This window comes from Mesobacillus maritimus, assembly GCF_044803185.1.
Classification (GTDB): Bacteria; Bacillota; Bacilli; order Bacillales; family Cytobacillaceae; genus Mesobacillus_B; species Mesobacillus_B maritimus_B.
This window is the reverse complement of sequence record NZ_CP085225.1, coordinates 2524061-2544281: the sequence shown is the minus strand read 5'-3', so window position 1 is coordinate 2544281 and position 20221 is coordinate 2524061. Positions and strand designations below refer to the sequence as shown.

The following is a 20221-nucleotide window of genomic DNA, read 5'->3' as shown; positions in this document are numbered from 1 at the left end:
TTCTTTATGTTTGGGCTTTTATATTGGATAAGTGGTGATTCCCTCCTCCATGTTCCAAATCAAATTCGAGCGCACATATTTCCTATAGCAAATGACAACAAAAAAACTGCCAAACTAATGAAAATTAGTCAGCAGTTCCTATTTTAATGAGGTTTCAAAACCACCTTGATGCAATTATCGGTCTTTGTATCAAACACTTCATAACCATGCTTTGCTTGTTCAAGCGGTAGAACATGGGTAATGATATCGGCCATGTCCACCTTTCCCTTATTGGCTAAATCGTAAAGAAATGGCATATAAGGGATAACGGGTGCTTGTCCTGTTTTCAAGTCGACATTGCGCTGAAAAATATCTCCGAGTGGGAAGGCATTGTATCTACCACCATAAACACCTGTTACCTGGATAGTTCCCCCCTTGCGGACAGCTTGGCTAGCGATAACTAACGCGCCCATCGCCCCACCTTGCATTTTCAAACCAGTTGCTAAAAACTCCATTGGCGTGAATTTCCCATCCATTCCAACAGCATCAATGACAACGTCCGCACCGCCCTGAGTAATTTCCTTAATATACTCACCAGTGTTTTGATGTTGCTCAAAATTAATCGTCTCTACTTTATTAGTTCTTTTTGCATGCTGGAGGCGATAATCAATGTAATCTACCGCGATGACTCTGCTTGCCCCTTTTAACCAAGCAAACTTTTGGGCTAATAGCCCGACAGGTCCACAACCTAGAATCACCACAGTGTCTCCTTCTTTGACCCCAGAATGATCAACACTCCAGTAAGCGGTGCCTGCAGCATCTGCAAGTAAAACTAATTTCTCATCCTCTACTTCGCAATCCTCTGGTATCTTAAAAGGAGTGAAATTGCCATAAGGAACACGCAAATACTCAGCTTGTCCACCTGCGATTCCGCCTGTTAATTCTGAATAACCAAAAAATCCACCCATTTCGCCATGAGGATTCGAGTTATCACATTGGCTAGTTAAGTCATGATTACAATACCAACAATGACCACAGGCAGCTTGGAATGGAATAACAACCCGGTCTCCTTTTTTGACCTTCGTTACTTCAGGACCAACCTCCTCGACAATGCCAAGTGGTTCGTGCCCAATGACAAAGTCTGTTGGAGAATTCGGAATCATGCCATGGATTAAATGTAAATCAGATCCGCAAATTGCCGAAGTCGTCACTTTTACGATGATGTCATCTGAATTTTTAATATCTGGGGTTTTGACTTCTCTTACTTCTACGTTTTTAATGCCCTGGTATGTTACGGCTTTCATTGGAGTTATCCCTCCTTCCTTATTTATTAGGTGTTGCGAACATCCCTCTTCGGTCTGTATCGATTGGGAATAAATTCATTTGGGCAATCTGCACGGCGGTTTCTGCAGCTTTTAAATCTACCTCATATTGCGTTTTAAAATCACTTGGATTCAGCCAACCTTTTTTTATCATAAAGTCAGCAATTTCAGCATGCAAATCCATCGCTGTATCCATCTGTTTAGTTAAAATAGTTCTAAGCTCTGGACTAGCGGTCTCCGCAATCGCAAATCCATAATTACGAATGCCATTTTTCACTGATAATAAAAAGTCCATCGCAAATGCAGAATCAGCTAAATTGGGCATCCCCTCTGCATTTCTTGGATCTAAATAGTCTTTCATCTTTTCACCTCCGAATTAATGTAATAATTCGTTATGTTTATAGTATCCAGAAAGCTCCTTAATCGCTGTAATGGATTGTTGAACATCCTTTTCCATTAATTGCTTTAACTCATTATCAAAGCATAGCCCCTGCATTAACTTTGATCTTAGTAAACAAACTGTTTTAAAGTTTAGGATTTCATGGGTTTCTAGGGTTTCATGTAGTGCCAATGTTTCTTTCGTCATACAACTACCTCCAGTTTCAGTTATCGACATTCCTATTTTCCCCAACATCTATTATCTTTGGCGTGGGAGATTCTGACATCTCTTGTCTAGCATAATTTTTACTTGTATAGAGATGATAAAAGAGCAAAAAGCGATAATGGAGTGAAGTGTATGGTCAAATATTTGGGTCTGCATGAGACACTGGATGTCCATGAGATATTAACATTAAAAAACCTGAGCTTAACAAAAACAAGTACAATGAGCAAATTGGCACAAGACACTGAACTAAAGGCGATTCTTGAGCAAGATGCCCATACCTGTTCTCAGCATATAAAAGAGTTACAGCAGTTTTTGACGAAACGGGAGGAACTACAATGAATCATTTAATCCAGAACCTAATGGGAATGGGAGGCATGACCGATCAAGTTATCGCAACGGATTTCTTAATATCAGTAAAAGCTTCTATAAAGGATTACTCAGCGGCGATTACCGAAACAGCCACTCCAGAACTTAGAGCAGCGCTAAGAGAACAACTAAGAGCTGCAATCGATACACATGAAAAAATGACCAATTATATGATTGAAAAAGGCTACTACCATCCTCACTTATTAGGAGAACAACTAAATGTCGATTTGACCGCATCAGACACCGCGCTAAACCTTGCAGAGAAAATGGATTAACAATAAATTAGGCACCATCACTGGTGCCTTATCTCCCTATATTTTAAAGCATACCACCTTTGGCTCAGTCATTTCCTGGATGGCAAATTTAATCCCCTCGCGCCCTACACCTGAATTTTTTACACCTCCGAATGGCATGGCATCAATCCGATAGTCACTACTATCATTTATCATGATTCCCCCAACATCCATGCGTGCAATGGCTTCATGTGCCTTGCGGATATCTTGTGTAAAGATCCCAGCTTGTAACCCATAATCCACATCATTCGCTTTCTGAATGGCCATATCTAAGTCTCTCACAGAATATAGGAGAACCACTGGTCCGAAGATTTCTTCTTTCGCAATCGTGCATCCCTTAGGAACATTCGTTAACACAGTAGGCAAATAATACGCTCCGTCACGAACTCCACCAGTTAACAGCAAAGCTCCTTTTTCAACTGCTTCGTTCACCATGGTTTCAACTCGAATGGCTTCCCGCTCACTGATAAGTGGTCCCATATCCGTTTGCTGAGAGAGTTTATCCCCAATGTGATATTGACGTGTTAGCTGAACAAATGCCTTTTGAAACGGACCCATTATTCCTTCTTGAATAAACACTCGTTGAACCCCGAGGCAATTTTGACCTGCAGCCCAAAAAGCCCCAGAAACGGTAGCCTCAACCGCTTCCTCTAGGTTAGCATCTTCTAACACAATGACAGGAGAATTTGAACCAAGCTCCATACTGACCTTTTTCAAGCCTGCTTTTCGTACAATCTCTTCACCCGCATTAAGTCCTCCGGTAAAGGAAATCATTCTTACAGCAGGATGGGTGACAAGTACATCGCCAATTTCATTGCCGTATCCGGTGATTACTGATAAAACCTTCTCAGGGAGACCTGCTTCCGCGAATGCTTCTGCAAGCAACAAAGCACTTATTGGCGTAACCGTAGCAGGTTTTACAATGATTGCATTTCCAGCCGCAATTGCCGGGCCGACTTTATGAGCTACAAGATTAAGTGGATCATTAAATGGGGTAATCGCACCGACAATGCCAATGGGAACACGCTGATAATACCCATATCGGTTTTCACTTCCTGGCATTTGGTCAAAGGTTATGGTTTCTCCGTGTATCCTTCGTGCCTCTTCTGCACTAATTCTAAGCGTTTCAATGCATCTAACCACCTCTTTTGTTGCTTCGCGAATGGTTTTGCTCCCCTCACGTGCAATTGTATTGGCATAGGTCTTTTGGTTACCCTCTATATAACTTGCAGCCTTTTGAAGAATAGACATCCGTTGATGAACTGGCAAACTAGCAGCAATTTTTGCTCCTTCTTTTGCCTCATCGATACAATGCAGAGTATCTTCAACAGTAGCAGCCGGTACAGTATCTATAAGGCTGTTATCTTGTGGGTCGTATACATTGATGGTTCTACTCCGAGCTACCCACTTCCCAGCTAAAAACATCCTTCTTCCAGTCACTTTCGCTCTCATCACTTTCCCGCCCTTCAATGATTGGATCGTTCATGGCTTCGTCTCCCGCTGGATGCTAATAAGGTCTATTAACAAGGAAAAACCCGTTTCGACTTTCCCTGCTCCTGCACCACTTAAGGTTACGGTTCCTAATAGATCACATTCATAGCTAATGGCGTTCGTCGGACCGCTAATAGATGCAAGTGGGTCCGTTAGTTCTACTTTTTCCGGGGATATTGAAGCGGTTACCTTCCCTCCTTCTTTATAGGCTGTGGCCAAAAGCTTCCAACGCTTTCCTTCGGCTTTTGCCTCTTGGATGTCTTCCAAGGTAATCCCTGAAATCCCCGTACAAGATACTTCCTCTACTTTTAAAGGGGTATTCATGACATAATTAGATAAGATAACGATTTTATACCGGGCATCATAGCCTTCCACATCGCTAGTCGGATTAGCCTCAGCATACCCTAATTCTTGTGCCTGCTTTAAGGCGTCCTCATACGTAACTCCATCTTCTTCCATCTTCGTTAAGATGAAATTTGTCGTGCCATTTAATATCCCACGAACTTCAGTAATTTCATTCCCTGCAAGTGTGGTCTTCGGCATTCTCAACGCAGGTGTACCGCTCATCACTGTCCCCTCAAAGCCCCAGCTAACCTTGTGTTTCTTTGCTAGTTCAGTTAACTCTTTATAGGCAAGCGCGATAGGTCCCTTATTCGTCATAACGACATTTTTCCCACTCTCAAACGCAGCTTTACAATGAGAAATCGCCGGTTGACCAGTCTTTACATCTGTATATGAAACTTCAACAATAGTGTCAGCATTGGATTCTCGAATTGTCCTAAGACTATCCCATCCTTTTACTAAGCCAGTCGTTTCCGGATAGTTCTCTAAGTCCCCCGTTTCCCTTATCACAGTTAACAATGTATCAATATCTAGACCGTCTGGATGATAAATAGAACCCTTCATTAAATCGGAAATCGCAACAATCTCAGCTTCAAAATCTTCCTCTTTTTGTAATAGCTCTTTCTTATCTCGTAAAATTTCCGCCAAGCCTTGACCGACAACGCCAAAACCTATAAACGCTAGTTTCTGTTTCAAATCTAGTTGCACCCCCAAAAAAGGCTTTTATAGCGTAACTTCCCCCTTTAGAAATTTCATTGCGGTCTTCGAAAGAATTGCAACCCCTGTAGGCAGACAGTTTTCATCAAGGTCAAAGATAGGAGTATGCAAATCCCGTCGGCCTCCGTCTTTTTGACCACACCCAAGGAAAAACATCGCACCCGGAAGCTTTGCGGTTACATAGCCAAAGTCTTCTCCTCCCATGCCAAAGGGACGTTTAATGATTGAAAAGTCTGAAAATTCCTCCTGAATCGTTTGAGAGATCCACGTATTAATAACTGGACTATTCTTTAATGCCGGTTCTCCTTTTTCAATATTGAGTGAATAGCCGCCCCCAAAATTTTCTACAATCGAAAACGCCGTATTTAATTCAACGGAAAGCAACTCGCGAACTTCTGGAGTATAACTACGAATCGTCCCTTCAATTAAAACCTCAGAAGGAAGAATATTGCTTGCAGTTCCTGCATGGACTTGCCCTACGCTCACAACTCCTGCATCTAGGGCGGATACTCTCCGCGACACCATTCCATAAAGTGCTTGCAGGACTGGGGCTAGCATCCATACTGGGTCAGTACCGAGCTCAGGATAAGCAGCATGCCCACCGGTTCCTTGAATTTTCCCTTGGAATACATCAATATTTGCCATACTAAAGCCGTCATTGATTTGAACAGCCCCTACATGAAGCCAAGGACACATATGAAGGGCAATTGCTGCATCAACGCCTTCATAAGCGCCTGCTTGAATCATATACGGTGATCCAGTCAAACCATGCTGATCGGTATTTTCCTCTGCTGGTTGAAAAATAAATTTAACCGTTCCCTGCAAATCTCCCTTTTGAAACATTTCACCTAGGACATGAGCTACTCCTAGCAGTATGGACGTATGAGCATCATGCCCACATGCATGCATCACACCAGCATTCTTAGAGGCATAGGGGACCAAATTTTCTTCTTTTATCGGAAGAGCGTCCATATCAGCTCGAAGCGCAATGGTGGGTCCTTCACCTGAGGATAAAGTTCCGATGACACTCGTATCGACACCAATTCCGACTTCAACCTTTACCCCTGCGATATCCCTTAATGCTTCTGCGACAAAACGGGAGGTCCTGAACTCTTGAAAACTGAGTTCAGGGTATTGATGAAACAAACGACGCCATTCAACTAGTTGATCTACTAGTTTATTTGCTTTTTCAACCACAGATTCATGTTGAGTCATCAACCGCTCGCCACCTTGTTTAGAATGTCTGCTTTAAACGTAATGGTTAATTTATGTCCTGGCACTTTGCTCAATCAACCATTTGATAAAATCATAATGTCTAATACGGCCCCCTATCGAATAAATGCTATTAAACTTTTAACACATCCTTAACATGTAGAAACGCTTGCTTAAAGTCAGCAATAATGTCCTCTATTTCTTCAATCCCACACGAGACGCGAATGAGACCTTCTGGTATTCCCATTGCGGCACGCTCTTCTGGGGTGCATTCAATATGACTCGTCGTGCGTGCAGGACCTACCGTTGTTTCAACAGCTCCAAGGTTCGCAGCACGGTTCGCAAATTCTAGTTTTGGAAGCAAAACTCTTACAGTGTCAATGCCACCTTTGACGGCAAAGCTCAACATTCCGCCAAAATCCTTCATTTGTTTTATGGCAATCTCATGGTTTGGGTGGGTTATTAGCCCGGGATAATAGACCCCTTCCACCAAATCCTCTGTTTGCAAATACTTTGAAAGAGCCATCGCATTTTCACACTGTTGACGGACTCGGAGATGTAGCGTTTTCATTCCCCGTAGCATAAGATAAGCAGCCATTGGATCCATTGTTGCCCCATTAATTTCTCGGAAATGATATATTTTCCCAACCAAATCCTCAGACCCGCAAACCACTCCACCTAAGGCATCTGCATGCCCGCCTAAAAACTTGGTCGCACTATGGATAACTAAATCAGCCCCTAAGGAAAGTGGATTTTGAAGCAAAGGTGTGGCAAAAGTATTGTCAACAACCACTAGTGCTCCTGCCTCTTTTCCAGCCTTCGCCATCCTTTCAATATCCGTAATTTTTACCGTTGGATTTGTCGGTGATTCTAGGTAAAGAATGTTACAGCCTTTTGCCACTTCCTTCTCTATTTGCCCATGGTCACCAGTATCACATAGGACAACTTCTATCTGTTGGCGTGGAAGAAACTCAGTAAAAATTTTATTCGTTCCACCATAGGTATCCTTGATTGAAACGATTCGGTCTCCTGGAACTAAAAAGGTTGCAAGTGTGTTACTGACTGCTGCCATTCCGGTAGAAAAGCTTGTCGCCGCTTCGGCTCCCTCAAGTATTTTCACTTTATCTTCAAAGGATTGAACGGTTGGATTCGTATTACGTCCATAAATATGCCCCTGCTTCTTTCCAGTTGCTACGTCATACCATTCATCCATATCATCATAGCCATAGGCAACGCTAAGTACGACAGGTACCTGCGTGGCACTATGAACTAAATAATCCTTTTCTCCTGCCCATACTGCCTGTGTTCCTGCGTTCATATTTTTTTTCACAAGATCACTCCTCACATTTTGTTTCAGTTCGATTGAAATTCTATAAAAGCTAACTAATAATTTTTACAAACCCATCTTTTATAAATAATTCTCTAGGTAGTGACGCCAATGTTTCACAGCCATTTTCGGTAATAACGATTGATTCACTCGCTTCAAACCCATATTGATCTAACCAAATCCCCGGAATAAGGTGGAAGGTCATATTTGGCTGGAGAATGGTTTTATCTCCTTTACGGATACTTGCCGTATGCTCTCCCCAATCAGGCGGATAATTCAAACCCATCGCATACCCAAGACGAGATTCCTTTGTTGCTCCAATTTTAGCAATCGTTTTTCTAAAGGTCTCTTCAATTTCCTCACAGGCAATGCCTGGTTTGATCATACTTAGACAATTATTAAGTCCTTCCACAACAATATCCGAAAGAGTTTGAACCTTTTCTGCTGGTTTTCCAATGCTAACTGTACGGGCTAATGGTGAATGATAGCGCTTATAGCAGCCAGCAAGCTCAAGGGTGACAATATCTCCTGTTTCATAGGTATCGTCCGTCCAGGTAAGATGTGGTGTCGATGTTCGTTCGCCAGAAGGTAATAATGGCACAATCGCTGGATAATCTCCTCCAAATTCATTTGTCCCCTTAATTTGTGTATGAAAAATTTCAGCGGCGACGTCACATTCTCTAATTCCTACATCGATAAGTTCAATTCCTTTCATCATTGACAGCTCTGCAATTTTAGCGGCCCGTTTCATCATTTTTATCTCTTTATCAGATTTAATCAGACGAACCCAGTTTACGAGTAGGGAGGCATCCTTAAAGGTGGAATTTGGTAATCCTTTTTGTAACCGTTCATAGCATTTCGCAGTAAAATAATAGTTTTCCATTTCCACCCCAATTGATCGTTTTTCCTGACCTATCTGTTCTAAAATTTCGGCCACATAATCCATTGGATGTTTGGTCGTGGATTGTACATAATCATCTGGATAAGGAAAAATATTTTCATGAAAAAGCCATGTTGTTAACTTCGCACCATTTGCATCCTGAGCTCGCCCAATCCATAGTGGTTGATCCTCATCATCAATAATGACAAGCATTTGATGTACATAGAACGACCACGCATCATAACCTGATAGATAATTCATATTTGCCGGGTCCGTAATGAGCAAAACTTCTATTCCCTTTTCCGTCATTTTCGCTTTTGTCTTGCGAATTCTTTCCTGGTACTCCGCTGTTCCAAACTCCATAGGAACATTCCTCCTACCCTTCTCCAAGTATCTACCTAAAAGAACCAATCTCCTTACTCCTATCGTAATGAAAAAGCACAGGTTTGGTCATTCATCAAAATGTATGAAGTTTTAATCGCTACTCTTGTCAAAGTATCTGAAAAGGAATGCCCCCAATGACGCCTACTATCAAGAAAAACTTTGCGGTTTGTGGTTCATTTCCCACACAAAAAAACGGTCCTTCGAAACTCTTCAAGGGAACCGTACTAAACTGGTATTTTATTAAAATATCAAACTCATTCAAACGTCCGTTTTCACAAAATATCCTAGTTTCCAAATTTTAATGCACAAATCTAATAAAAATAAATCATCCGGGTCAACAATCGATAAACCTGTTAGAGATTCAATTTTTCTTAACCGGTATAGTAAAGACTGTCTATGCAGATTTAAAAATCTGGCTGTTTGACTGACATTTCCGTGACAGCGGTTATACATATTTAACGTCCCTATTAAATCCATGCTTCGTTGCTTATCATACTGGATCAGTGGATCAATCGTTGCAAAAATGATTTCTTTCATTTCAGGATTATTTGCAATGCTTAAAAGAATCCTGTCGATGCGCGTGTGTTCATGAAACGTCCGATTCCCTGGACCATTTTTTTGTCTTCCTAGCTTTAAGGCTAAGTTTGCATTGTAATAGCTTTGCTTAAATCCACCTAGATTTTCATGATAGTTTCCAATTCCCCAAGAAAGGACAACATCTGGAAGCAAATTCCTTAAACGCCGTTCAATAAGGTCTAGGAATGCGGTTGGATTCTCGTTTTTTTGCCCTGGAGCATTCTCAATAAATAGAATCAAATGCCCTTCATGATAGGTCATCATAATTTCCCGTTTTAACGACTGGGCTGCATATAGTATTTCTTCTTCAATATAGCGGATCATGCTCTCTAGCCAATCTTCAAAGGATCCCGTCTGTTTCTTTCTTTTCTCAAAAACTTTTCGTAAATTTTCTGGATAACCTACTATACAAAAATATGGCAATCTTAAATTGTATCCTAATAATCTTGCCCTTGAATTTGCTTGGTCCCATGACAGTATGTTTCCCTCTGCTAGCTCTAGGACAAAATCACTACGAAGGCGCATTTTCGTTTCCTCGATCGCATTTTTACGAGAATACCAAAGGGATATGGTCGTTGTGGCGTGCTCTAATACAGCAACAACGTAGTTTGTTAAGAAGGAATCTTTGGATATATGCTGCGTCGTAATTAGGAAGAGATATCCTTGGACATCTCCAGACACTTGAATAATAGGAAGTTGTAGAACCGAAACATTTCCAATTTCTATAAATTGAAATTTCCTAAACATAGGGTCATGCGGCAGTAGTGAACTAGCTTGCTTAGCGGGGATGACTCCTTGTGTCACATACCGTTCCCAGTTTTTTATCAGACCGTTAGATTGATTACGCTTTTCCTGTATATTCCCAGCACGGTCTGTTATCACAAGCGGATAGCCAATTTTTCTTTCGATGTATTGTAATATAAAGCTAAGGTCTTTCTCTTGTAAGATTAATTTTAATAACTCTTGTTGAACCTTTTCAGATTGTTCTCGTTCTTTAAATTGGTGATGGTTGATTTGCCCCATCACCTCTTCAATAATATTAGCAAAACGAACTTCCCAAGGAACTTCAATTAAAATAAATTTCTCCCTTTCAGCTAGCTCTAATACCTCTTTGGGGATATCAAAAAGATGTCTGCCTAATGCAATAATCAATGCAGAGGCCTCCGAGGCAATAATATCTTGAACGAATTTTTTTAATATATTCACATCTTGACCACAGCCTATGGCTGTACTTAATACTAGCTCGCTTTTACGTACAAAGTTCTCCACTGGCATCTCGATCACGGAAATCCACTGAACATGACGGTTATTGATGTGCTCTTCACCTGTACGTAACCTCGCATTTTTCATAATCTCCAGGTTTAACACATCACCAATTTGCAAACTCATACGATCCCCCCTTGATCTACGATCCCTATGCAGAAGATTCCTTGTAGCCTTTTCCCCCTATAAACATTGACTATAGTACATATGTATTATTTATGAGCATATAATATGAATTTTACACTAAGCACACCAAATGACATTGTTTTCACCGAAAGCATTAAAAGCTATATGATTATAGGGTTCCACAAAAGAGGTGCTATCGCCTCATAACGAACATTCACTTCGGGAATAATACTAGCGAGGTGAGATACATATGGACTTAGAACGGGTAAAGGAAATTCTAACTTCAGAAGAAGAAATTGCCGTCCATTTCCACGGAGTCCCTGTCTGGATTGAAAGTGTTGACCAGACTTCCAGCATGGCTATCATTACAGCAAGAGGAAGCCACGAAGAAAAACAACTCGTCAGCATCGACGGACTAGAAGAATAATGAAGAGGAGCCAGTCCCAACAAGTTAAGTGACTGGCTCTTTGCTATTTTTGGAATATGTAAATGGAGGCTAGCATCATTAATAATGCAAGTATTTTTTTCGTATCTAAAGGAAACCTCTCACCGCCAAACAAGCCAAAATGATCAATTAAGGACCCAATAAGTAGTTGCCCTACGATTACGGAAATAAGAGTTGCCGTTACACCAATCTTAGGTGTCGCCAACACAAGCACGAGTACAAAGAAAGCACCTAACAACCCACCAATCAATTGCCCTTTTGGAACTTCCGAGATGGCTAGCATATTTCCTTTCCCAAAGAAGAGAACAAGAAAAAACAGAGCTGCCGTTCCGACTAGAAACGATATAAACGACGCTTCAATTGCCCCAACTCTTTTCCCTAACCCACCGTTTACAACGGCTTGAATCCCCATTGCTAACCCACCAGTTAACGCTAGTAGAGAAAATATCAACTTCACCTTCGACAACTCCTTCTCATGGAAGTCTCCATTGTTTGAAATAATGGAACCATCAAACAATAGGTGACCCTGCTACCTTTTGGTCGCATCTTTATTTTTACGATTTTTAACCTCATCCATTTTTTTATAGAAGCTTTCTTCCGCATCAAGTTCAAAGTAGTTGTAAAACTTCATTAAATAAGCGAAGCAGTCGGCAAGCTCTTTCCCAATCTCTTCTTTTACCTGAGCCTTTGCTTGCTCAAAGGCGATATCCTCTTCTACTCCCTCTTGAATCGAACGGTAAGTAAGATTGAACATTTTACGTAATTCTTCAGCAACCTCGGCAACCTCAGTGGACAAAAGCATATAGTTGTTTAATAATGACGCCCTGCTTTTTTCAAATGATTCATCACTTATTACCCAACCCATTTCTTCTTGAAATTCCTTAGAAAACGTTTGTACTTTTTTCATTTCAATAACCTCCAACATCAAAGATTTGCTGAAAAGGGACATCCTTTTCAGGACATCCCTTTGACATACTTTACCGGTTAATCATTTAAGCAATATGAACTGATTCTTGTAAACGCTGTTTCCCAATAAGGCTCCCAATGACAAAAGCCACCAACGACAATAATATTGGAAGAACGACGGTATGAATCCCAAAAGGATTTGGAAAGTAGAGGTGAATAATCATATAAGAACCTACCCCTACTACCATTGAAGATATAGCTCCATATTTGTTGCCTGTTCGCCAATAAAGTCCCATCACAACTGGCCAAATAAAGGCTGCTTCAAGGCCGCCAAAGGAAAACAGGTTCAGCCAAATAATCAAATCCGGAGGACTCAGAGCAATAAGAAACACTAAAACTCCTAGAACCGTTGTTACCCCAAAGCTTAAGTTTTTGACTCTCTGATTGCTTGCATTTGGCTGGATGTAATTTAAATATACATCCTTAACAACTGCAGAACTAACAAGGAGTAAAAGCGAGTCAACCGTCGACATAATAGCCGCCATTGGGGCAGCAAGAACGAGTCCAGCTAGCCACGCAGGAAGAACTTCCATCGCTAAAAGTGGCATCACTGTATCCGCTACTTCTATCCCTGGAAGAACCGACCGAGCAAATACACCAATTAAATGCATTCCTAACATAATAAACCCAATCACAATGGTTCCGATAATAATCGCCCGATGCAAGGATTTTGCATTTTTATAAGACATGGCCCTGACAGTGATTTGTGGTAAGCCGACAACTCCTACACCTACTAATATCCAAAAGGATGATACATATAAAGGAGTTAATCCACCGTCAAATCCATAAGGAGTGATCAGGTTTGGGTTTTCAGCAGTTAAATCAGAAATGATATTCGGAATCCCTCCACCAGCAATGACTGTGGCAATTAGCAAAATAAGTGTTCCAATAAACATAACCGTTCCCTGAACTGCATCTGTAAGCGCAACTGCTCTAAATCCACCAATAACGACATAAATCATGACAGAAGCGGCAAAGAGAAACAGCGCACTCGTATAAGATAGACCTGTAACCGATTCAATTAATCTAGCACCACCAACCCATTGGGCCGCCATGGCCGAAAACAAAAATATGATAATACTAGCTGCCGATAATAGCACGACCCATTTGCTTTCATACCTTTCTTTTAAAAAGTCCACCAATGTGACCGCTTTATATTTTCGTGTGACGATGGCGAACTTCTTACCAAGGACCATTAAGACAAAGTACCCCGTTGCAAGCTGTGCCATAGAAAGCAAAACCCATCCCAATCCTTGAGTATATGCTGCGCCTGGTCCACCGATAAAGCTACTCGCACTCCCATAGGTAGCGGTCATCGTCATCGCTAAAATAAAGCCACCCAGTTGACGTCCTCCAAGAAAATATTCTTGTAAAAAAGAATCAGAGGACTTCAAATAGGTACTTGCCCAAAATCCGATGATAAAAATAATGGCTAAAAAGAGAATTAACGGGAAAATGACTGACCAGTTCATTTCGTATCCCCCTGTTCATCCTCAAATGGGACCTCTTTAAAGAGGTATTTGACGGCCAGTATTACCAGGATCACCATTAAAACAAACCCGCCGACACAGCTGTAGAAAAACCAAGCTGGCAGACCAAAAACATAGCCGTATCCTTCAACGGATTCGGAACCCAACCCATAGGCAAAACCATACCACCAAACAAAGTTAATAATGACAAGAATAATTCCAATCCAAGCTTCTTTACGGGCTATTTTAAAGCGCGAATCATGCTCGTCGATTCCGTGTTTCATACTTTGTCTCCTTTCAGATAATCAACCGTCTACTAAAATTGCATCCCCATAACAAATCTAGCAGTTCACCCTTGTATTTTAATATAAACCTACATATTATAGTAATATTTTTTTCAAAACATTCCAATTAAGTACTGTTGCAGCCTTCAAATTTAACGTAAAAGTTTGAACAGCGCACCATCCGTTCCCTCTAATTAAAGAATTTCATTGTCGCTCGTGATTAATAAGTGCTTTTCTTAGAATAAATATCTCACGTTTAGCTCATTCTAACCGATGAAAAACTTAAAGTTAGGAGCGGAATGATGAATAATACACAACAATCACCGATGCCGACACCTCCCCAAGTCATTACGACAAAGGATATGCTTTATTTGAAGGATGCTTTATCTTGGGAACTTCTTGCGTTAAAAAAGTTTCACCACCTAGCTCAACAGGTAAATGATCCAGAAATGAAACAAGCGCTTGATAATGCGGGGAAAATGCATCAGAACCATTATCAGCGCCTACTATCACATCTCCAAGTGAACAATAATACGGCAATGGCAAATGTTCCTAGTCCAAATCAAAGTCAAAACCAACAGCATTAAAAAATACGAGGTGAAATGAATGCAAAACCAACAATCACAAAACGGCAATACAATCAAGAACCCGAAAGGTCTTGATTTGCCACAGGTTAAAGGTCCGGAAATGAATGATCGTGATTTTATTAATGACGGACTAAGTACCTGCAAGTATTTAACAGATAGTTTAAACATAGCAGTTCGCGAAGCGAGTCACGAACAGCTATATAACGATATGGCGCAAATTCTCCAGGAAACCCATGATAGCTGTCGTGTCCTTTTTAACTTAATGTTTAAAAATGGGGTCTATAAGCTTGAAGCAGAAGAACAACAAAAAATTGATCAAGCCTATCAGCAGTTTAGCAACTATTCTTCTCAATTCCCTTATCAATAAAAAAATTAGATTCTAAAAGGCTAAAGAACAATCCTTTAGCCTTTTTGCATACCCAAATAATTCCATTATAAAATTCCACTTGCATTTTTATAAAATCTCCTTATAATACAGTAGACAAAACAAATATTTACATATTTTAATCAAGAACAAACTAAAGGTGGTAATTAGGGTGGGGCTACAACATGTATTCCTTCAAGTGGTAAAGTCTTTGCTACAACCAAAAATCGACGAAGAACATTTGGTGGATATGAGTCATTTTGATAGCATCCATTACCCAGTCCGGACCGAGGTTATTTCAAATGGTGTGATAAATTCCAATAACCTTGAAAAGTTAAAACTGGACCATTCTTGGCTTCATCAACAATTGCAACAACTAGGAGTCCATTCGGCTTCAGACGTGCTATATGCCGAGGTTCAACAGGATGGCTCATTGTACATTAATCAGAATAATGATGATTTCGTCCATTAGACAACAATTTTACTTCGAGAATGAATAAAACAACCCCCTTATCGAAAAGAGTCAGAGGCGGAATAAATTCCCTCTACCTCCTTTTCCAAGGGGCTTTTTACATATTTCCATCCATCTAACGGAATAATAGTTTCGAAGGAATTGAATGGAGGGATATCATGTTCTATCACATAAAGGAACTACAATACAATGCTAAACCCGAACGTCCAGATCCGGTTTACGCAAAAAAACTACAAGAAATTCTCGGCGGGCAGTTTGGTGAGATTTCTGTCATGATGCAATATTTATTTCAAGGCTGGAACTGCCGTGCAGATCAAAAATACCGTGATATGCTTCTTGATATTGGAACAGAGGAAATTGCTCATGTTGAAATGCTTGCTACCATGATTGCTCAACTTCTTGATAATGCCCCAATTGAAGAGCAGGAACAAGCAGCAAAAGACCCTATTATTGGTGCGGTCATGGGTGGAATGAACCCTCAGCATGCGATTGTTGGTGGCCTAGGAGCAAAGCCAGATGATAGTGTCGGTTATCCTTGGACGGCACGTTATACCATTGCTAGCGGGAATTTACTAGCTGATTTTAGAGCCAACCTCAATGCTGAATCTCAAGGTAGACTACAAGCAGTCCGCCTCTATGAAATTACAGATGACCCGGGGGTTCGTGACATGCTTTCCTTCTTAATCGCTCGAGACACGATGCATCAGAACCAATGGATAGCTGCCATTCATGAATTAGAAGAGCGTGAAGGTATTGTCGTACCAAGTACTTTTAATCAGGAATATGAAAAGCTAGAGGTCTCTCATTCATTCTTGGATTTCTCTAAGGGTACCGAGAGCAAGGAAGGCCGTTGGGCATCTGGACCGGCCTTTGATGGAAAAGGAGATTTTGAATATATTTCCAATCCTGAGGCAATGGGACAAATTCCTTTCCTTAATCCAGCCCCATTGTATGTACATGGTACGTTACCAGGCGACATGCCACCACCACCTCCGACACAATAATAAAGAAAAGAAGTTTGCAAAATGCTGCAAACTTCTTTCCTTTTTATTGCAAATTCGCATTCGTTTTTACCATTCCATTTTACTTTCCGTAAACAAAACAAAAATATGTACAAACTATATCCAGATAATATGTTACATTAGTAAAGTATTTACGATTTGAAAGGAGTTAAACAAATGACAAAACAAGAAGAGCAAAATAATCAACTTCCCCCAAAAACATGTTCAATTGAACGACTCGTAACGATGCCGAGTGACGTACAAAAAGTACTTGAGGGTAAAAAGACAGCAACTCGTCGAAATGGTCGGTATGCTGACGTAGGCGAGGTTATGACCCTAGAAGGAAAGAAATTTGTTGTCAACCGTGTCTATTCCCAGTCATTAGGAGAATTAACAGACGAACATGCTCGCCAAGAAGGGTTCAATACAGTGGAAGAATACCGCGACTCTATTCTATCCTACCACCCTGGTATGCCCTGGCTACCACAAATGCGTGTATGGGTCCATGAATTCAGCTCAGTAAATGAGTAGATTGAATAAGAATGGATAGCCCCTACCGCATACTAATTTTTATTCACGTTTTTAGTGCAATCGGTTCAATTGGACCTTTCTTCATTCTATTGCCGATCATTAAACAACTACCAAAATCATCGGAAGAGGCTTTGGCTGCCTATTTAAGTATTTTTCGGTTCGTTGTTCGCCTTACAAAACATATGGGCCACATCCTTGTTGGGTCTGGGGTTTTGTTAATCATCTTTGGTCCTTGGACTTGGAGAACCCCTTGGATTATCATGACGCTTGCAGTAATGATCTTATCAATCTTTTTCCTCGCACGGGCGTTTTCTCCAACACTAAAAAAGTTTGAGGAAGAAGGTCACGATAAGATCAAATTATCAGAAAAGCTAAAACGAACTCTATGGAATTACATACTGCTCTTATTAGCAATGCTTTGGTTTATGGTCGTCAAACCAGTATTATGGTAAAAACAGTTAGGTGATTGTCCCTATTCAGGTCTGGATAGGGACAGCACCTTATTTTTATAGATTTAGAAGATGTATCTTTTCCATTGTCGAGCAGAGCTTTAAAGGTTACATAGAAAACAAATAATAAGGTAATCCTTTGTAATGTAAAATGAAATAATGAACTGAGGTGAACATAATGGATTTAAATCGTGCTAAACAGATTCTTTCTTCAAGTGCGGATATTCCAGTGAATTATAATGGAGTTCCAATCTGGATTGAAACCGTCGACGAATCAACCAACATGGCAACTGTAACTGGTAGGGATACTCGGGATGAACCGATGCCTGTACCAATTGATGAGTTGGTTGAGGAATGAATTCGATTTTTATTTAAGAACTTCTCTAAAAAATAAAGGCACACTGAGCCTTTCAAACAGCTCAAGTGCCTTTCCATCATCCATTCATTACCAACCTGGATACTTTTTTTGCCAAGCTTCAGTCTCATCATAACGGTGAAACAAATCATCAGCTAGCTGTAATAGTTCTCTAGAAAGCTCCATTCCTTTAACCCATTGCTCTGGAATGGATTCAATTCCTAACAAAGCTCCTAAAATGTTTCCTGTAATGGCTCCAGTACTATCGCTATCCCCATTATGATTAACAGCTGCAATTAAAGCTGCCCGAAAGTCATTTTGATATTTTAACGCACAGTAGATACTGATTGCCAGAGCTTCCTCTCCGACCCATCCCTCACCCAATATTTCAATAGCTTTTGAATCAGGGTGATTTTCTGCTGCCAACTGAACAGCCTTGGAAATGACCTCACTACACTCTTCATGATTAGGCCATGCTTTCAGTTCTTCTAACATCAACTCAACCGCATTGCTAAGATCCGATGTTTCAAGAACAGCAGCAATAAGATAACTTAATGCACCAGAGGATAAATAGCCACTTGGATGTCCGTGAGTAATCGCTGCAATGTCACAACCAAATTGAAATGCTGTTTTCTTATCATAAAATAAACCGACAGGTGCCGTTCTCATTACGCCGCCACAGCCTTTGCTTTCGTTAATTGGCTTTGAGACCTCTCCTATTTGACCACTTGCTAACGCACTTAAGCATGTATTGCCGGGTGCTCGTCTTGTGTGGAGCTCAGCTAAACCGTAAACCCAACCATCCCGATTCACCGGATTCTCTACTCCCTGTGTAGCAAGCCATCGTAAATAACTCTTGTGAACCATGGATGGGGTATGAACAACGCCTCGACTCCTTCCGCGATTCTCTGCCCTTAACAGACCCTCTATTGTAAAAATGGTCATTTGCGTGTCATCCGTAATTTCAGAATAACCGTTATTAGCAATCACAAGATTAGTTATCCCGTGTTTACCAAAGTTTCTCTTAATGTCATTCATATGCATAAACTCAACTGGCCATCCAAGCGCATCACCAACCGCACCGCCAATTAAACAGCCACGATAATAATTAATCATAGGCTTTACTCACTCCAAACCGAATAAATTATCAATCTCCGTACGTAGTTCCTTCAGCAAAGCAAAATCTGAATGATGGCTTAGACTATCGAGAATGCTTCGATAATACCACTCCTGTTTCTCTCTGCCCCGCTTAAAAATGGACCATACCTCTTCTCCCTCGAGAACAAAACGGTCTAAGATTGAACGAATATTATGTAATTTATCTGCACAACTAACGATACGAATATCTTCAGGTGCATTTTTGAGAAACTGAATAGAATGTTCCTTTCTTTCTTCCCAAGATAACGATTTGTCTGGTTCTGAACAGCCTTCGACAATTCCAGCTATATTGCCACCAAACCATTGCTTAATTTCAATTAATGTTAAAGTTGTATCTTCGACTGTATCATGAAGAATTCCAGCAGCAACTAACTCATCAGGATAACCTGCCTTCATTAAAATCATTCCAACTGCGACCGGGTGGGAGATATAAGGTATTTTCGAGTTTTTCCTATATTGACCATCGTGCGCTAAAGTAGCAACTTGAACTGCCTTTTCAATTACATCCATTGATTTTGCCCCCTCTGAAAAAGCTTACTCCCTTTATTTTATCACCTTTTCATACTAATTGTTTGGTTGGGGAATGATAGAAAATACAATATTTAGAAAGGAAGATCGATGCATGAAAAGAATGTTACCCGTGGCTATTTCGTTCATCCTTTTCAGTATTTTAACGGCATGCAATGCAGATGATGAGGAAATTGTCATACTTGAAGACTTAAATAATCCCTCAAGAGAAGAAATTAGAGCAAAGACACAAGACCAACCAGAGACAGCTACTCTTATTTCAAAAGAAGTTGGAATTGGGGCAGTGCGTAAACAATTTGAACAGGCATATGGAAGAAACGATGGCGATTTCGAGATTGCCAGGTACCAGGGAGAATTTATGATTGTATCCTTTGAGTCTCATCGCGCGGTAAACGTCCAGTATCAATTCGCTTATAAACCTGGCGAATCCATGAGTGAAGAAGAAATGGATGCTTACATAAGAGATCGTATTCCTATCGACGCCGTTGAAATAAAACGAACAAATGCGGATACTGACCAAGAAGTTATCCAATATTATAGTGCTTCATTAAGGAATAGCGTTTCCTCTCAAAGCTTTAGAAGAGACGAACCTGGGAATTTTGTTGTCCTTCTAAATAAAAACGAGCAAGGAGAAGTTAGTGTAACAGTAAGTTTAGGTGGCAAAGGTACACGTTAGATTAGGGAATCTTTGATTCCCCTTTTTTATTTGCTTTAACTAAGTTTACATAAG

26 protein-coding genes are annotated in these 20221 nt (G+C 40.6%); 11 read left to right on the top strand and 15 right to left on the bottom strand.

All coding sequences use genetic code 11. The features are described from left to right. Nucleotides 1-143: 143 nt before the first annotated feature. Genes LG336_RS12295 through LG336_RS12285 form a run of 3 tightly spaced genes read right to left on the bottom strand, consistent with a single transcriptional unit; the run spans nucleotide 144 to nucleotide 1887 of the window. Complete coding sequence (locus LG336_RS12295) at nucleotides 144-1283, bottom strand: zinc-dependent alcohol dehydrogenase (protein ID WP_404332792.1); 1140 nt, start codon at nucleotides 1281-1283, stop codon at nucleotides 144-146. Nucleotides 1284-1302: 19 nt separating this feature from the next. Then, on the bottom strand, nucleotides 1303-1662 hold the full coding sequence (locus LG336_RS12290) for a spore coat protein (RefSeq protein ID WP_404332791.1): 360 nt from the start codon (nucleotides 1660-1662) through the stop codon (nucleotides 1303-1305). A gap of 15 nt (nucleotides 1663-1677) precedes the next feature. Then, a complete protein-coding gene (locus LG336_RS12285) occupies nucleotides 1678-1887 on the bottom strand; it encodes a spore coat protein (protein ID WP_404332790.1) in 210 nt (69 codons plus the stop codon). Nucleotides 1888-2037: 150 nt separating this feature from the next. On the opposite strand from LG336_RS12285, the gene LG336_RS12280 reads away from it, so the two are divergent. Beyond that, nucleotides 2038-2244, top strand: a complete 207-nt coding sequence (locus LG336_RS12280) for a hypothetical protein (RefSeq protein WP_404332789.1) — start codon at nucleotides 2038-2040, stop codon at nucleotides 2242-2244. After that, nucleotides 2241-2546 (top strand): spore coat protein, encoded by a 306-nt coding sequence (locus tag LG336_RS12275; protein ID WP_404332788.1) that lies wholly within the window; start codon nucleotides 2241-2243, stop codon nucleotides 2544-2546. The genes LG336_RS12280 and LG336_RS12275 overlap by 4 nt, the downstream gene beginning before the upstream one ends. Before the next feature lie 36 nt (nucleotides 2547-2582). Here the strand turns inward: LG336_RS12275 and LG336_RS12270 are convergent, their stop codons facing one another. From LG336_RS12270 to LG336_RS12245, 6 genes are all read right to left on the bottom strand, one after another. Then, the gene (locus LG336_RS12270) at nucleotides 2583-4016 is read right to left on the bottom strand and encodes an aldehyde dehydrogenase family protein (protein WP_404332787.1); all 1434 of its coding nucleotides are present in this window, start codon (nucleotides 4014-4016) and stop codon (nucleotides 2583-2585) included. 30 nt (nucleotides 4017-4046) lie between these two features. After that, complete coding sequence (locus LG336_RS12265; RefSeq protein WP_404332786.1) at nucleotides 4047-5093, bottom strand: homoserine dehydrogenase; 1047 nt, start codon at nucleotides 5091-5093, stop codon at nucleotides 4047-4049. A 27-nt stretch (nucleotides 5094-5120) separates the two neighbouring features. Beyond that, complete coding sequence (locus tag LG336_RS12260; RefSeq protein WP_404332785.1) at nucleotides 5121-6329, bottom strand: M20 family metallopeptidase; 1209 nt, start codon at nucleotides 6327-6329, stop codon at nucleotides 5121-5123. A 130-nt stretch (nucleotides 6330-6459) separates the two neighbouring features. Beyond that, nucleotides 6460-7644, bottom strand: a complete 1185-nt coding sequence (locus LG336_RS12255; protein WP_404333146.1) for a cystathionine gamma-synthase family protein — start codon at nucleotides 7642-7644, stop codon at nucleotides 6460-6462. A 61-nt stretch (nucleotides 7645-7705) separates the two neighbouring features. Beyond that, nucleotides 7706-8896 carry a M24 family metallopeptidase gene (locus LG336_RS12250; RefSeq protein ID WP_404332784.1) on the bottom strand — a complete coding sequence of 397 codons (1191 nt, stop codon included), beginning with the start codon at nucleotides 8894-8896 and terminating at the stop codon, nucleotides 7706-7708. A 279-nt stretch (nucleotides 8897-9175) separates the two neighbouring features. Next, nucleotides 9176-10882, bottom strand: coding sequence for a PucR family transcriptional regulator (locus tag LG336_RS12245; protein ID WP_404332783.1), 1707 nt, complete (start codon nucleotides 10880-10882; stop codon nucleotides 9176-9178). 250 nt (nucleotides 10883-11132) lie between these two features. Here LG336_RS12245 and LG336_RS12240 point away from each other — a divergent pair, with 250 nt between their 5' ends. Next, the gene (locus tag LG336_RS12240) at nucleotides 11133-11309 is read left to right on the top strand and encodes an H-type small acid-soluble spore protein (RefSeq protein WP_404332782.1); all 177 of its coding nucleotides are present in this window, start codon (nucleotides 11133-11135) and stop codon (nucleotides 11307-11309) included. 43 nt (nucleotides 11310-11352) lie between these two features. On the opposite strand, the gene LG336_RS12235 is transcribed toward LG336_RS12240, so the two are convergent. The 4 genes from LG336_RS12235 to LG336_RS12220 all read right to left on the bottom strand — a co-directional run bounded on the left by LG336_RS12235 (nucleotide 11353) and on the right by LG336_RS12220 (nucleotide 14046). Continuing rightward, on the bottom strand, nucleotides 11353-11784 hold the full coding sequence (locus LG336_RS12235; protein WP_404332781.1) for a DMT family transporter: 432 nt from the start codon (nucleotides 11782-11784) through the stop codon (nucleotides 11353-11355). Between the two features lie 72 nt (nucleotides 11785-11856). Continuing rightward, nucleotides 11857-12234: a hypothetical protein gene (locus LG336_RS12230; protein WP_404332780.1), complete on the bottom strand. Its 378-nt coding sequence runs from the start codon at nucleotides 12232-12234 to the stop codon at nucleotides 11857-11859. An 85-nt stretch (nucleotides 12235-12319) separates the two neighbouring features. Beyond that, nucleotides 12320-13765: a sodium/pantothenate symporter gene (panF, locus tag LG336_RS12225; RefSeq protein ID WP_404332779.1), complete on the bottom strand. Its 1446-nt coding sequence runs from the start codon at nucleotides 13763-13765 to the stop codon at nucleotides 12320-12322. Further along, nucleotides 13762-14046 (bottom strand): YhdT family protein, encoded by a 285-nt coding sequence (locus LG336_RS12220; protein WP_404332778.1) that lies wholly within the window; start codon nucleotides 14044-14046, stop codon nucleotides 13762-13764. Before LG336_RS12220 ends, panF begins: the two co-directional genes overlap by 4 nt. Before the next feature lie 302 nt (nucleotides 14047-14348). On the opposite strand from LG336_RS12220, the gene LG336_RS12215 reads away from it, so the two are divergent. From LG336_RS12215 to LG336_RS12185, 7 genes are all read left to right on the top strand, one after another. Beyond that, the gene (locus LG336_RS12215) at nucleotides 14349-14633 is read left to right on the top strand and encodes a ferritin-like domain-containing protein (protein WP_404333145.1); all 285 of its coding nucleotides are present in this window, start codon (nucleotides 14349-14351) and stop codon (nucleotides 14631-14633) included. Nucleotides 14634-14652: 19 nt separating this feature from the next. Next, entirely contained in the window at nucleotides 14653-15000 is a 348-nt protein-coding gene (locus LG336_RS12210) for a spore coat protein (protein WP_404332777.1), read from the top strand. A 169-nt stretch (nucleotides 15001-15169) separates the two neighbouring features. Then, complete coding sequence (locus LG336_RS12205; protein ID WP_404332776.1) at nucleotides 15170-15469, top strand: YetF domain-containing protein; 300 nt, start codon at nucleotides 15170-15172, stop codon at nucleotides 15467-15469. 158 nt (nucleotides 15470-15627) lie between these two features. Further along, nucleotides 15628-16473, top strand: coding sequence for a manganese catalase family protein (locus LG336_RS12200; protein ID WP_404332775.1), 846 nt, complete (start codon nucleotides 15628-15630; stop codon nucleotides 16471-16473). A gap of 174 nt (nucleotides 16474-16647) precedes the next feature. Continuing rightward, nucleotides 16648-17001, top strand: coding sequence for an ASCH domain-containing protein (locus LG336_RS12195; RefSeq protein ID WP_404332774.1), 354 nt, complete (start codon nucleotides 16648-16650; stop codon nucleotides 16999-17001). Nucleotides 17002-17012: 11 nt separating this feature from the next. Beyond that, complete coding sequence (locus LG336_RS12190; protein WP_404332773.1) at nucleotides 17013-17453, top strand: hypothetical protein; 441 nt, start codon at nucleotides 17013-17015, stop codon at nucleotides 17451-17453. A 175-nt stretch (nucleotides 17454-17628) separates the two neighbouring features. Next, nucleotides 17629-17808, top strand: a complete 180-nt coding sequence (locus LG336_RS12185) for an H-type small acid-soluble spore protein (protein ID WP_404332772.1) — start codon at nucleotides 17629-17631, stop codon at nucleotides 17806-17808. A gap of 87 nt (nucleotides 17809-17895) precedes the next feature. On the opposite strand, the gene LG336_RS12180 is transcribed toward LG336_RS12185, so the two are convergent. Together LG336_RS12180 and LG336_RS12175 are read right to left on the bottom strand one after the other, a co-directional pair. Then, nucleotides 17896-18921 (bottom strand): ADP-ribosylglycohydrolase family protein, encoded by a 1026-nt coding sequence (locus LG336_RS12180; protein WP_404332771.1) that lies wholly within the window; start codon nucleotides 18919-18921, stop codon nucleotides 17896-17898. Nucleotides 18922-18930: 9 nt separating this feature from the next. Continuing rightward, entirely contained in the window at nucleotides 18931-19473 is a 543-nt protein-coding gene (locus tag LG336_RS12175) for an HD domain-containing protein (protein WP_404332770.1), read from the bottom strand. A gap of 112 nt (nucleotides 19474-19585) precedes the next feature. Here LG336_RS12175 and LG336_RS12170 point away from each other — a divergent pair, with 112 nt between their 5' ends. Then, on the top strand, nucleotides 19586-20167 hold the full coding sequence (locus LG336_RS12170) for a hypothetical protein (protein ID WP_404332769.1): 582 nt from the start codon (nucleotides 19586-19588) through the stop codon (nucleotides 20165-20167). Nucleotides 20168-20221 lie beyond the last annotated feature (54 nt).

Coding starts and splice junctions, on each gene's coding strand:
- LG336_RS12270 (WP_404332787.1), bottom strand. CDS start 4,016: ATGAGAGCGAAAGTGACTGGAAGAAGGATGTTTTTAGCTGGGAAGTGG.
- LG336_RS12215 (WP_404333145.1), top strand. CDS start 14,349: ATGAATAATACACAACAATCACCGATGCCGACACCTCCCCAAGTCATT.
- LG336_RS12295 (WP_404332792.1), bottom strand. CDS start 1,283: ATGAAAGCCGTAACATACCAGGGCATTAAAAACGTAGAAGTAAGAGAA.
- LG336_RS12245 (WP_404332783.1), bottom strand. CDS start 10,882: ATGAGTTTGCAAATTGGTGATGTGTTAAACCTGGAGATTATGAAAAAT.
- LG336_RS12170 (WP_404332769.1), top strand. CDS start 19,586: ATGAAAAGAATGTTACCCGTGGCTATTTCGTTCATCCTTTTCAGTATT.
- LG336_RS12190 (WP_404332773.1), top strand. CDS start 17,013: ATGGATAGCCCCTACCGCATACTAATTTTTATTCACGTTTTTAGTGCA.
- LG336_RS12220 (WP_404332778.1), bottom strand. CDS start 14,046: ATGAAACACGGAATCGACGAGCATGATTCGCGCTTTAAAATAGCCCGT.
- LG336_RS12180 (WP_404332771.1), bottom strand. CDS start 18,921: ATGATTAATTATTATCGTGGCTGTTTAATTGGCGGTGCGGTTGGTGAT.
- LG336_RS12185 (WP_404332772.1), top strand. CDS start 17,629: ATGGATTTAAATCGTGCTAAACAGATTCTTTCTTCAAGTGCGGATATT.
- LG336_RS12280 (WP_404332789.1), top strand. CDS start 2,038: ATGGTCAAATATTTGGGTCTGCATGAGACACTGGATGTCCATGAGATA.
- LG336_RS12285 (WP_404332790.1), bottom strand. CDS start 1,887: ATGACGAAAGAAACATTGGCACTACATGAAACCCTAGAAACCCATGAA.
- LG336_RS12175 (WP_404332770.1), bottom strand. CDS start 19,473: ATGGATGTAATTGAAAAGGCAGTTCAAGTTGCTACTTTAGCGCACGAT.
- LG336_RS12255 (WP_404333146.1), bottom strand. CDS start 7,644: ATGAACGCAGGAACACAGGCAGTATGGGCAGGAGAAAAGGATTATTTA.
- LG336_RS12210 (WP_404332777.1), top strand. CDS start 14,653: ATGCAAAACCAACAATCACAAAACGGCAATACAATCAAGAACCCGAAA.
- LG336_RS12200 (WP_404332775.1), top strand. CDS start 15,628: ATGTTCTATCACATAAAGGAACTACAATACAATGCTAAACCCGAACGT.
- LG336_RS12260 (WP_404332785.1), bottom strand. CDS start 6,329: ATGACTCAACATGAATCTGTGGTTGAAAAAGCAAATAAACTAGTAGAT.
- LG336_RS12195 (WP_404332774.1), top strand. CDS start 16,648: ATGACAAAACAAGAAGAGCAAAATAATCAACTTCCCCCAAAAACATGT.
- LG336_RS12240 (WP_404332782.1), top strand. CDS start 11,133: ATGGACTTAGAACGGGTAAAGGAAATTCTAACTTCAGAAGAAGAAATT.
- LG336_RS12275 (WP_404332788.1), top strand. CDS start 2,241: ATGAATCATTTAATCCAGAACCTAATGGGAATGGGAGGCATGACCGAT.
- LG336_RS12290 (WP_404332791.1), bottom strand. CDS start 1,662: ATGAAAGACTATTTAGATCCAAGAAATGCAGAGGGGATGCCCAATTTA.
- LG336_RS12250 (WP_404332784.1), bottom strand. CDS start 8,896: ATGGAGTTTGGAACAGCGGAGTACCAGGAAAGAATTCGCAAGACAAAA.
- panF (WP_404332779.1), bottom strand. CDS start 13,765: ATGAACTGGTCAGTCATTTTCCCGTTAATTCTCTTTTTAGCCATTATT.
- LG336_RS12230 (WP_404332780.1), bottom strand. CDS start 12,234: ATGAAAAAAGTACAAACGTTTTCTAAGGAATTTCAAGAAGAAATGGGT.